The 11,203-nt window shown below is 58.2% G+C and carries 11 protein-coding genes and 1 pseudogene; 10 read left to right on the top strand and 2 right to left on the bottom strand.

Annotated elements, in window-relative coordinates; all coding sequences use genetic code 11:
• Positions 1–28: 28 nt before the first annotated feature.
• The 3 genes from J2X66_RS09070 (at position 29) to rpoS (ending at position 2,847) form a co-directional block, all read left to right on the top strand.
• Positions 29–664: a protein-L-isoaspartate(D-aspartate) O-methyltransferase gene (locus tag J2X66_RS09070; protein ID WP_172825954.1), complete on the top strand. Its 636-nt coding sequence runs from the start codon at positions 29–31 to the stop codon at positions 662–664.
• Between the two features lie 211 nt (positions 665–875).
• Positions 876–1,733 (top strand): peptidoglycan DD-metalloendopeptidase family protein, encoded by an 858-nt coding sequence (locus J2X66_RS09065; RefSeq protein ID WP_310263329.1) that lies wholly within the window; start codon positions 876–878, stop codon positions 1,731–1,733.
• A 106-nt stretch (positions 1,734–1,839) separates the two neighbouring features.
• Positions 1,840–2,847 (top strand): RNA polymerase sigma factor RpoS, encoded by a 1,008-nt coding sequence (gene rpoS / locus J2X66_RS09060; protein ID WP_310263327.1) that lies wholly within the window; start codon positions 1,840–1,842, stop codon positions 2,845–2,847.
• A gap of 471 nt (positions 2,848–3,318) precedes the next feature.
• Here rpoS and fdxA read toward each other — a convergent pair whose 3' ends face one another.
• On the bottom strand, positions 3,319–3,657 hold the full coding sequence (gene fdxA / locus J2X66_RS09055) for a ferredoxin FdxA (protein ID WP_310263325.1): 339 nt from the start codon (positions 3,655–3,657) through the stop codon (positions 3,319–3,321).
• A gap of 142 nt (positions 3,658–3,799) precedes the next feature.
• Entirely contained in the window at positions 3,800–6,367 is a 2,568-nt protein-coding gene (mutS, locus tag J2X66_RS09050) for a DNA mismatch repair protein MutS (protein WP_310264167.1), read from the bottom strand.
• A gap of 213 nt (positions 6,368–6,580) precedes the next feature.
• Between mutS and J2X66_RS09045 the strand changes: the two genes are divergently transcribed.
• From J2X66_RS09045 to recX, 7 genes and pseudogenes are all read left to right on the top strand, one after another.
• Positions 6,581–7,315 (top strand): S24 family peptidase, encoded by a 735-nt coding sequence (locus tag J2X66_RS09045; protein ID WP_310264164.1) that lies wholly within the window; start codon positions 6,581–6,583, stop codon positions 7,313–7,315.
• Positions 7,316–7,812: 497 nt separating this feature from the next.
• Positions 7,813–8,160, top strand: a complete 348-nt coding sequence (locus J2X66_RS09040) for a phage holin family protein (protein ID WP_310263323.1) — start codon at positions 7,813–7,815, stop codon at positions 8,158–8,160.
• 128 nt (positions 8,161–8,288) lie between these two features.
• Positions 8,289–8,852 carry a glycoside hydrolase family 19 protein gene (locus J2X66_RS09035; protein WP_310263321.1) on the top strand — a complete coding sequence of 188 codons (564 nt, stop codon included), beginning with the start codon at positions 8,289–8,291 and terminating at the stop codon, positions 8,850–8,852.
• 17 nt (positions 8,853–8,869) lie between these two features.
• Positions 8,870–8,995, top strand: a pseudogene (locus J2X66_RS09030) (lysis protein); the annotation flags it as partial.
• A gap of 74 nt (positions 8,996–9,069) precedes the next feature.
• Positions 9,070–9,570 (top strand): CinA family protein, encoded by a 501-nt coding sequence (locus J2X66_RS09025; protein WP_310263319.1) that lies wholly within the window; start codon positions 9,070–9,072, stop codon positions 9,568–9,570.
• An 83-nt stretch (positions 9,571–9,653) separates the two neighbouring features.
• On the top strand, positions 9,654–10,706 hold the full coding sequence (gene recA / locus J2X66_RS09020) for a recombinase RecA (protein ID WP_007907270.1): 1,053 nt from the start codon (positions 9,654–9,656) through the stop codon (positions 10,704–10,706).
• 8 nt (positions 10,707–10,714) lie between these two features.
• Entirely contained in the window at positions 10,715–11,182 is a 468-nt protein-coding gene (gene recX / locus J2X66_RS09015; protein WP_310263317.1) for a recombination regulator RecX, read from the top strand.
• Positions 11,183–11,203 lie beyond the last annotated feature (21 nt).

The raw sequence follows: 11,203 nt of genomic DNA, 5'->3' as shown, positions 1-11,203 counted from the left end.
AGACGATATGCTGCGCCGCGGCATCGGCATGACTTCTCAGCGGACCCGCGAACGCCTTATCCAGCGCCTGTACGAAGAGGGCGTTTCCAACGCCAAAGTGTTGGAAGTCATTCGCCGTACACCCCGTCACCTGTTCGTCGACGAAGCGCTGGCCCACCGGGCTTACGAAGACACGGCGCTGCCGATCGGGCATAACCAGACCATCTCCCAGCCTTACATGGTGGCTCGCATGAGCGAGTTGCTGCTGGAGGCGGGTCCTTTGGACAAGGTGATGGAGATCGGTACCGGGTCGGGCTACCAAACGGCGGTCCTTTCGCAGTTGGTCGAGCGGGTGTTCTCCGTGGAGCGCATCAAGGTGTTGCAGGACCGGGCCAAGGAACGCCTGGTGGAGCTGAACCTGCGAAACGTGGTGTTTCGGTGGGGCGATGGTTGGGAGGGCTGGCCGGCGCTGGCGCCTTACAACGGCATTATCGTCACGGCAGTGGCCACGGATGTGCCTCAGGCCTTGCTCGATCAGTTGGCACCGGGTGGGCGCCTGGTCATCCCTGTCGGCTCTGGCGAGGTGCAGCAACTGATGCTGATCATCCGCGAAGAAAACGGCTTTTCCCGACGTGTTCTGGGGGCGGTGCGATTCGTGCCATTGCTCAACGGGCCACTGGCCTGAGCATTTGTTTTGGCGCGCTGAATTCTCTTCGATTGGCCGTGTCTTACAGCGGCATCGATTGGTTAAACGGTATTTATCGTCAGTCAGCAAACGTGTGCGCGAAGCGAATTCGCTTCATTAAAGGTAAAGCCTGTCCGGCCCGTTATACTTGCGACATCTCGAGCCGGAACACGGCAATCCACAATTTCAGCCACCACAAAGGGAGCGGCGGGTGAGTCTCACAGTCATTGCGCAGCGTATGAGTACAACGAGCTTTCAGCGCCTGGTGACTGGCCTTGTCTTGAGCACCTTGCTGGTCGGTTGCTCCAGCACCAAATCGAGTAATGTCGGCGTCGTCGATCGCAACAACGCGGCCCCCCAGCGTCCGACAACGACGACGGGCCAGTATGTCGTTCGACCAAAAGACACCCTGTTCTCGATCGCTTTTCGCTACGGTTGGGACTACAAAGCCCTCGCAGCACGGAACAACATTCCTACGCCCTATACGATCCATCCAGGTCAGATAATTCGCTTCGATGGTCGCACCGGATCAACGCCGACAGCGGTTGCCAGTACGACCGATTCAGCGCCTTCATCGTCGCTGAAAACCACGGTAATCCGGCGCCAGCCGAATGGCGCAACCACCAGTACTACGGTGGTTGCACCGTCCGTCGCCAACAAACCTGCACCGGCTCCGTTGCCGCCAGCCGGCCCGGCCCCGACCGGCTGGGGATGGCCATCTAATGGCATTCTGATTGGAAAATTCTCCTCAAACGGTAGTTTGAATAAAGGAATTGATATCGCCGGAGATTTGGGACAGCCTGTTTTAGCTGCGTCTGATGGGACGGTGGTATACGCCGGGAGTGGCTTAAGGGGCTACGGCGAATTAGTCATCATCAAACACAGCGAAACCTACGTCAGTGCCTACGGACATAACCGCAGGCTGTTGGTACGGGAGGGGCAGCAGGTCAAAGTCGGACAGACAATTGCCGAAATGGGGTCAACGGGTACAGACCGGGTGAAACTGCATTTTGAGATTCGCCGCCAAGGTAAACCTGTAGATCCGCTGCAATTCCTGCCACGTCGTTGATTTGTTAGCCAGCCTGTTCCGTCACGTAGAGGGAACAGGCTCCAGCGTTGCCAAGGATAAAGGCGCCGCTTGAGCTTGAGGTCGAACTCACCAAAGGACTATAACAATGGCTCTCAGTAAAGAAGTGCCGGAGTTTGACATCGACGATGAGGTTCTCCTGATGGAGACCGGCATCGCCACGGATTCGATGTCGAATGATGAAGGGGTAGCTCCACCTTCCGTTCGTGCTAAATCCAAACACTCCGCTTCGTTAAAACAGCACAAGTACATTGATTACACGCGGGCACTTGATGCGACGCAGCTGTATCTCAATGAAATCGGCTTTTCCCCATTGCTCTCCCCGGAAGAAGAAGTTCATTTTGCGCGCTTGTCGCAAAGTGGCGATCCGGCCGGGCGCAAGCGCATGATTGAAAGCAACCTGCGGCTGGTGGTTAAAATCGCCCGGCGTTACGTCAATCGTGGGCTGTCGCTGCTGGACCTGATCGAAGAGGGCAACCTCGGCCTGATCCGGGCAGTGGAGAAGTTCGACCCCGAACGCGGTTTCCGCTTTTCGACCTACGCAACCTGGTGGATTCGTCAGACCATCGAGCGCGCGATCATGAATCAGACCCGGACTATCCGGTTGCCGATCCATGTGGTCAAAGAGCTGAACGTGTACTTGCGGGCCGCACGGGAGCTGACGCAAAAACTCGATCACGAACCCTCACCCGAAGAAATCGCCAACCTGCTGGAAAAACCAGTGGGCGAGGTCAAGCGCATGCTCGGCTTGAACGAGCGGGTTTCTTCGGTCGACGTCTCGCTGGGTCCGGATTCGGATAAAACCCTGCTGGACACCCTGACTGATGACCGTCCAACTGACCCTTGTGAGCTGCTGCAGGACGATGATCTGTCCCAAAGCATCGATCAATGGCTGTCGGAGCTGACCGACAAGCAACGCGAAGTGGTGGTACGTCGCTTCGGCTTGCGCGGTCACGAGAGCAGCACGCTTGAAGACGTAGGCCTGGAGATTGGCCTGACCCGGGAACGGGTCAGACAGATTCAGGTCGAGGGCCTGAAGCGTCTTCGGGAGATTCTCGAGAAAAACGGCCTGTCGAGCGAGTCGCTGTTTCAATAAGCGATCGGCTCAACCGCCAGTAAAAAACCCCGACTGACTCGGGGTTTTTTATTGCCTGCAAGATGGGCGGGGATTGCCGCAGGTTTGTAGTCTTGCGCTGTAAGTCTTTGCTTACTCTTTCGTAAGTGTTCGTTATTTTTAAAAGGCAGTACTCGTCCATATTCCTAAGCGCGCATTCCTATCTTTAGGATTTATATGGATATTTGTTTTTGTTAAGAGCATATGACAAACGTTTTTGACGATCCCGGTCCATTGCACGTGGCAGGGAACCCTCTAGTATCTGAACTGTGTCGACGGACAGACACGCCCTTCAAGGAAGAGGGGAACGGACATCGCAGGAAGCGGTTCATCAGGACGATGAGAAGGAATACAGGGAATAGGGAAAAAATGTGGGCGGGTCAAACCGCCCCTTTTTTTGCCCGTAGAAAAGCAAAAAGGCCCGCTAGGGGCCTTTTCGGGAACGCGGGGGAATCAGCGTTCGAGGTCTTTGAGCTTGGGGCCTACAGACTTGTTGATGACACGATCAAACGCTTCTGCGTCAGGCATCGAGTCTTTCTTCTCAGTGATGTTCGGCCAGATTTCGGCCAGTTCAACGTTCAACTGAATGAACTCCTGCATTTCTGTTGGCACTTCATCTTCGGAGAAGATGGCCACGGCAGGGCATTCTGGTTCGCACAGTGCGCAGTCGATGCACTCATCCGGGTGAATCACCAGGAAGTTCGGGCCTTCGTAAAAGCAGTCCACCGGACACACTTCTACGCAGTCGGTGTACTTGCACTTGATGCAGTTGTCGGTGACGACGAAGGTCATTTCTAATTTTCTCCTCAGGCGGCGGCAGCGGAGCCCCTTCACGTTGGGGTCGCCAGGTTCGGGAGCGATAATCTGCTGGCCAGGCTATTAGCCAGCAGCATCCCAAACCGCGCGAGATTCTAACAGCTTGCAGGCAAGTGCGTTAGATCCGGTTCTTTAGTGTATAGAGCATTTCGAGCGCACGGCGCGGCGTCATGTCATCCAGATTGAGCTTGGTCAATTCATCCAGCACCGGGTGCGGCAGGCTGGCGAACATGTCGCTTTGCTGCGGCGCGGCCGGTTTGCCCTTGGCAGGCACAGGCATTTCATGGGGCAGGGCGGTGGCTTCCAGGCGACCCAAGTGCTCGCGAGCACGCACAATCACTTCGTTCGGCACGCCGGCCAGTTGCGCGACGGCCAGGCCGTAACTCTGGCTGGCAGGCCCGGGCAACACGTGGTGGAGGAACACGATGCGTTCGTTGTGCTCGGTGGCATTGAGGTGAACGTTGGCCACCAGCGGTTGAGCCTCCGGTAGCACCGTCAGCTCAAAATAGTGGGTGGCAAACAGGGTGTAAGCGCGCAGATGGGCCAGCCGCTCGGCAGCCGCCCAAGCCAGGGACAAACCGTCGAAGGTGCTGGTGCCGCGACCGACTTCGTCCATCAGCACCAGGCTGCGTTCGGTGGCGTTGTGCAAAATGTTCGCGGTTTCGCTCATTTCAACCATGAAGGTCGAACGACCCCCCGCGAGGTCATCGCTGGAACCGATCCGGGTGAAAATCCGGTCCACCAAGGACAGTTCGCAACTGGCCGCCGGCACGAAGCTGCCGATGTGCGCGAGCAACACGATCAACGCGGTCTGACGCATGTAGGTGGATTTACCGCCCATGTTCGGACCGGTGATTACCAGCATGCGCGTGTTGTCGTCGAGGCTCAGGTCGTTGGCCACGAACGGCGTGCTCAGCACTTGCTCGACCACCGGGTGACGCCCCTGGGTGATGCGCATGCAGGGCTCGTCGACGAAACGCGGGCAATTCAGGTCGAGGTTCAGCGCGCGTTCGGCGAGGTTGCTCAGCACGTCCAGCTCGGCCAGCGCCGCAGCGGTGTCCTGCAGTGGCGGCAATTGGGCGATCAGGTCTTCGAGCAGCGCTTCGTAAAGCATTTTCTCGCGGGCCAGGGCACGGCTCTTGGCCGATAGGGCCTTGTCCTCGAACGCCTTGAGTTCCGGGGTAATGAAACGCTCGGCACCTTTCAACGTCTGGCGGCGGATGTAGTCGGCCGGCGCTGACTCGGCCTGTTTGCTCGGCAACTCAATGAAGTAGCCGTGAATGCGGTTGTAACCGACTTTCAGGTGCGACAGACCGGTGCGGGCTTTCTCGCGTGCTTCCAGATCGATCAGGAACTGCCCGGCGTTTTCGCTGAGCGATTGCAGATCGTCGAGTTCGCTGTCGTAACCGGTCTTCAACACGCCGCCGTCACGGATCACCGCAGGCGGGTTGTCGATGATGGCTTTTTCCAGCAGCGCCGCCAGTTCCGGATAGGTGCTGGTGGTCTTTGCCAGTTGAATGATGTGCGGCGCTTCCAGCTCAGTCATCGCCACTTGCAGCTCTGGCAACGCGCCCAGTGCATCGCGCAGACGGGCGAGGTCGCGAGGGCGTGCATTACGCAGACCGATCCGCGCCAGAATCCGCTCGATGTCGCCGATTTCCTTGAGTTGCGGTTGCAGTTTCTCGAAGCGGTAGCCGTCGAGCAGGCACGTGATCGAGGTCTGACGCGCCAGCAACACGGTCAAATCCCGCAGCGGACGGTTCAACCAACGGGTCAGCAAGCGGCTGCCCATGGCGGTCTGGCAGCGATCGACCACCGATTGCAGGGTGTTGTCGCGACCACCGGCCAGGTTGGTGTCCAGTTCCAGGTTGCGACGGCTCGCGCCGTCCAGTACCACGGTGTCGTCCAGGCGTTCATGACGCAGGCTGCGCAAATGCGGCAGGGCGGTGCGCTGGGTTTCCTTGGCGTAGCTGAGCAGGCAACCGGCGGCGCCGATGGCCAGGGTCAGGTTCTCGCATCCAAAGCCTTTAAGGTCCTGGGTAGAGAACTGTTGGCACAGACTTTTCAGCGCCGAGTCGCGCTCAAAATCCCACGGCGCGCGGCGACGCACCCCTCGACGTTTTTCCGCCGGCAGGTCCTTTGGCCAATCGTCCGGGATCATCAGCTCGACCGGATTGACCCGCTCCAGCTCTGCCAGCAGGTTCTCCCAGCCCTTGATTTCCAGCACCGTGAAATTGCCGCTGGTGATGTCCAGCACGGCCAGGCCGAACAGTCGCTCGTCACCCAGCACCGCCGCGATCAGGTTGTCCCGACGCTCATCCAGCAGCGCTTCATCACTGACCGTACCCGGCGTGATGATCCGCACCACCTGACGATCCACCGGCCCTTTGCTGGTCGCCGGATCACCGACCTGCTCGCAAATCACCACCGACTCGCCGAGCTTGACCAGTTTCGCCAGGTAACCTTCCGCGGCGTGGTAAGGAATCCCACACATCGGAATCGCTTGCCCCGCCGACTGCCCACGAGCAGTCAGGGTGATGTCCAGTAATTTGGCGGCCTTCTTCGCGTCTTCGTAGAAGATCTCGTAGAAGTCGCCCATGCGGTAGAACATCAATTGGTCGGGGTGCTGGTTCTTCAGGCGCCAGTACTGCTGCATCATCGGCGTGTGGGAAGACAGATCGGAGATGGCTTTATTCATCGGAAATTCAGGAAAACTCGTTGAAAGGTGTAGGGCAAAAGGAGGGGCATTGGCCCGGCTTTTCCGCGATGGGCGCAAGATTACCATGGGCGGTCTGCCCGACGCAGGCATGAAAGCCCTGTGGCACATTTTCGCCGGATATGCACGATATATGCAAAACAGCATTTGTCTTCGGCGAAAAGAACAAGCACTATGCACGTTATGCAAAAACGCAACGTTTCTACCGTCTTAAGAGCATTGCTCGATCAACACGGGATCTCCCCCACGGAGCTTCACCGTCGCACCGGCGTGCCTCAATCCACACTCTCGCGGATCCTCAGCGGGAAGATCGTCGATCCGTCGGATAAACACATCTCCAAGATCGCCGAGTACTTCGCCGTGAGCACCGATCAGTTGCGTGGCCGCGCCGATGTCGCGCCCGCCGCCCAAACTGCGCGCAATGAAGTGCATTCCGAACTCAAGGACATAAGTCTGTGGGACGACGATACCCCCGTCGATGACGACGAGGTGTCGGTCCCCTTTCTTCGCGAGGTTGAATTGGCTGCTGGATCAGGAAGATTCGTCATCGAAGAGAGCGAGCGCTCTAGCCTACGCTTCGGCAAGCGCAGCTTGCGCCACAATGGGGTGCAGTTCGACCAGGCAAAATGCGTGACGGTGCGCGGCAACAGCATGTTGCCGGTGCTGCGCGATGGCGCCACCGTTGGCGTGAACGCCGGCAAGTGCGGGATTGGCGACATCGTCGATGGCGACCTTTATGCGATCAACCATAACGGCCAATTGCGAGTGAAGCAGCTCTATCGCCTGCCGACCGGTATTCGCCTGCGCAGCTTCAATCGCGATGAGCACCCGGACGAGGACTACACCTTCCAGGAAATCCAGGAAGAGCAGATTGTCATCCTCGGTCACGTCTTCTGGTGGGGCATGTACGCCCGTTAACCTCGCCACCTACAGATAAACCCGCCATCGCGCGGGTTTTTTTCCGCCGGTCAAAAACCGCCTGAGCCTTTGTTCGTGGGGCTTTCATGCGCCAATGCATTCTCAATGTATAAATAAATGCATTTGTGCATTGACTGTATATGCATCCATGCATATTCTTTGTCTCAAGCCGCTCAACAAAGCAGCTCGAAACGAAGTTCTTTAGTTCCACCACAAAGGCAGCGATGAACCGGCCTCAACGGTTCAGAGGGTTGGCAACTGACCCGGGTGTGCAGCGTAAAGCACCAAAAGCAGTTATCCGGCGGGCAGGGACCGCGGTCGGAAAAACAATATGAATGGACTCGTACCGCGCCAGTAGCGCCGAAAGGTCAACGCAGGACCGCATTACTGAAAAGCCCGCAACGATGCCGGGCTTTTTGGAATGCCTACCTTCCATCAGGCACCTCAAGAAAACACCGCTTAAAGAACCACTCATCAATCACTCCCGGAGGCGTGACATGACAAACGATCAACTAGCGTTGCTGGACATGCCGATCTGGCTCGTCATCGTCCTTGCCCTGGTGGGCGGGGTGTCCGGCGAAATGTGGCGCGCCGACAAGGACGGCGCTCGCGGCTGGTCACTGCTGCGACGCCTGGCCTTGCGGTCCGGGGCCTGCATGGTCTGTGGGGTCTCGGCCATCATGCTGCTGTATGCCGCCGGTGTGTCGATCTGGGCGGCCTGCGCCTTTGGCTGCCTGACAGCAATGGCTGGGGCCGACGTGTCCATCGGGCTTTATGAGCGTTGGGCTGCGAAGCGCATTGACGTGTGCGATGTGCCCCCGCGTGACACCCATCAGGATCGCTGAAACTCAAGACCAATGGATTGGCGAACAGTGGTGCCGACCGGCATCCGGCCTGCAAGGACGCAGGTCTCCCACGGCCAGTGCCGTTCATTCAAACTCACCATAAACGGTTTATTGACCGAGGACCTTTTATGCCGCTAACCGATGGGCAACTGCTAAAAATCATGCCCAACGCCCGCTCCCAAGCGGGCGTTTTCATTTCAGCCCTCAATACAGCCATGATTCGATTCAACATCAACACCCCAAAACGCATCGCTGCCTTCCTCGCGCAAGTCGGCCATGAGTCCGGGCAACTGCAATACGTGCGTGAACTCGGCACTGACCAATATTCGAGCAAATACGACACCGGTGCCTTGGCTGCTCGCTTGGGCAACACACCCGCGCCAGACGGCGACGGTCAAAAGTACTGCGGCCGAGGCCTGATCCAGATCACCGGCTGCGACAACTACCGCCAATGCAGTCTTGGACTGTTTGGTGACGATCGCTTGCTGTTTATTCCAGCGCTGCTGGAAAAACCCCAATGGGCCACCGAATCTGCCGCCTGGTACTGGGCGCAGAACGGCCTTAACGAACTCGCCGATCACGACCAGTTCAACAGCATCACTCGTCGCATCAATGGCGGGCTGAACGGCCTTGAGGATCGTCTGCAACTCTGGGCGCGGGCGAGGGCGGTGCTATGCCAGCCTTTGGTCTGATCTCTGGTGGGTTATTGGCGGAACTTGCCCCGGCGCATGCTCAACGAATGGTCGCCATCACCGACACCGGGGGCCTTGGACTGACTGCCTTGCAGGCTTGTCAGGCCTATATCAGAGCCCTTGCGCCCTCACATTTTGATTGATCCTGCGCCTTGCAAGCGCGATACGCTCGTGTACGGTAGTTCTCATTCCGCTTCCGTTCGCTCAGGAGATGACCGTGAAAGAAATCACCCAACTGGCCGCTGAACTGGGCAGGCGCTTGCAGGTGCTCAATGCCCATGTCACGGCCGCCGAATCTTGCACGGGCGGGGGGATCAGCGAGGCGATCACCCGTATTCCGGGAAGTTCGGCGTGGTTCGAGGCTGGCTATGTCACTTACTCCAATCGACAGAAAACCCAGCAATTGAACGTGCCGGTCGAGTTGTTTACGACGGTGGGGGCGGTCAGTCGCGAGGTGGTCGAGGCAATGGTTCGCGGCGCCCAGAAAAAGAGCCGGGCGCATTTTGCCGTGGCGGTCAGCGGTGTGGCGGGGCCGGATGGTGGTTCCGCGAGCAAGCCGGTGGGCACGGTCTGGCTGGCCTGGGGCGTCGGTGAGCAGGTGTTCAGCGAGGTGCAGCACTTCCCTGGCAACCGCGACGAAGTCCGCCGACAAACGGTGAAGGCCGCGCTAGAGGGGCTGCTGCGCCATGCTGCCACAGAAATCTCAAATCAGGGGTAGGCGATCCTGAATCGCTGTGGAATAATACTGGCTACTTATACAGGTGTTGGCCGTCAGGCCTTATTGATTACGTGAGGACTTTAATGGACGACAACAAGAAGAAAGCCTTGGCTGCGGCCCTGGGTCAGATCGAACGTCAATTCGGCAAGGGTGCCGTAATGCGTATGGGCGATCAGGACCGTCAGGCGATCCCGGCTATCTCCACTGGCTCTCTGGGTCTGGACATCGCGCTCGGTATTGGCGGCCTGCCAAAAGGCCGTATCGTTGAAATCTACGGTCCTGAATCCTCCGGTAAAACCACACTGACACTGTCCGTGATTGCCCAGGCTCAAAAAGCCGGCGCGACCTGCGCATTCGTCGATGCTGAGCACGCCCTTGATCCTGAGTACGCCGGCAAACTGGGCGTCAACGTTGACGACCTGCTGGTTTCGCAGCCGGACACCGGCGAGCAGGCCCTGGAAATCACCGACATGCTGGTGCGTTCCAACGCCGTTGACGTGATCATCGTCGACTCCGTGGCCGCTCTGGTGCCAAAGGCAGAAATCGAAGGCGAAATGGGCGACATGCACGTCGGCCTGCAAGCCCGACTGATGTCCCAGGCGCTGCGTAAAATCACCGGTAACATCAAGAACGCCAACTGCCTGGTGATCTTCATCAACCAGATCCGTATGAAAATCGGCGTGATGTTCGGCAGTCCGGAAACCACCACCGGTGGTAACGCGCTGAAGTTCTACGCGTCGGTTCGTCTGGACATCCGTCGTACTGGCGCGGTGAAAGAAGGTGATGAAGTCGTCGGTAGTGAAACCCGCGTCAAGGTCGTGAAGAACAAAGTGGCTTCGCCGTTCCGTCAGGCCGAGTTCCAGATTCTTTACGGCAAAGGCATCTACCTCAATGGCGAAATGATCGACCTGGGTGTTCTGCACGGTTTCGTTGAGAAATCCGGCGCCTGGTATGCCTATGAAGGCACCAAGATCGGTCAGGGTAAAGCCAACTCGGCCAAGTTCCTGGCAGACAATCCGGAAATCGCCGCCAAGCTCGAGAAGCAACTGCGTGACAAGTTGCTGACCCCCGCGCCGGACGTCAAAGCATCGCCAGTCAAAGAGACGGCTGATGACCTGGCTGACGCTGATATCTGATTGATCCGATGACCGCCGTACTCGATACACTCGTCGCGGTGCGGCGAACCGCAATGGACCTGCTCGCACGACGCGAGCACGGTCGAGTCGAGCTGACGCGTAAACTGCGTCAGCGAGGCGCCCTCCCTGAAATGATCGACATAGCACTCGACCGCTTGACGGAAGAGGGCCTGCTGTCCGAATCCCGTTACCTCGAAAGCTTTGTTTCTTACCGCGCCCGCTCCGGTTATGGCCCTTTGCGTATTCGCGAGGAGCTTGGCCAGCGCGGTCTGCAACGGGCCGATATCGAACTCGCGTTGCGCGAGAGCGGTATCAACTGGCAGGAGCAGTTGGAGGATACCTGGCGGCGTAAATTTTCCGGGCATCTGCCGATAGATGCTCGGGAGCGTGCCAAGCAAGGCCGCTTCCTGAGTTATCGGGGATACGCCATGGAGATGATCAGCCGCTTGTTCAGTGGCCGGGGAATGGATGATTGATAAAAATGGCCCGCTATTTCG

This window comes from Pseudomonas sp. 3296, assembly GCF_031456615.1.
In the GTDB taxonomy this organism is placed as follows: domain Bacteria; phylum Pseudomonadota; class Gammaproteobacteria; order Pseudomonadales; family Pseudomonadaceae; genus Aquipseudomonas; species Aquipseudomonas mucoides.
Note: the sequence above shows the minus strand (reverse complement) of the source record. Positions and strands in the feature narration are given on the sequence as shown.

Bases quoted from the DNA above. Each gene is read 5' to 3' on its own strand.
- J2X66_RS09070 (WP_172825954.1), top strand. From the start codon at position 29: ATGACTTCTCAGCGGACCCGCGAACGCCTTATCCAGCGCCTGTACGAA.
- rpoS (WP_310263327.1), top strand. From the start codon at position 1,840: ATGGCTCTCAGTAAAGAAGTGCCGGAGTTTGACATCGACGATGAGGTT.
- fdxA (WP_310263325.1), bottom strand. From the start codon at position 3,657: ATGACCTTCGTCGTCACCGACAACTGCATCAAGTGCAAGTACACCGAC.
- J2X66_RS09045 (WP_310264164.1), top strand. From the start codon at position 6,581: ATGCAAAAACGCAACGTTTCTACCGTCTTAAGAGCATTGCTCGATCAA.
- J2X66_RS09040 (WP_310263323.1), top strand. From the start codon at position 7,813: ATGACAAACGATCAACTAGCGTTGCTGGACATGCCGATCTGGCTCGTC.
- J2X66_RS09035 (WP_310263321.1), top strand. From the start codon at position 8,289: ATGCCGCTAACCGATGGGCAACTGCTAAAAATCATGCCCAACGCCCGC.
- recA (WP_007907270.1), top strand. From the start codon at position 9,654: ATGGACGACAACAAGAAGAAAGCCTTGGCTGCGGCCCTGGGTCAGATC.
- recX (WP_310263317.1), top strand. From the start codon at position 10,715: ATGACCGCCGTACTCGATACACTCGTCGCGGTGCGGCGAACCGCAATG.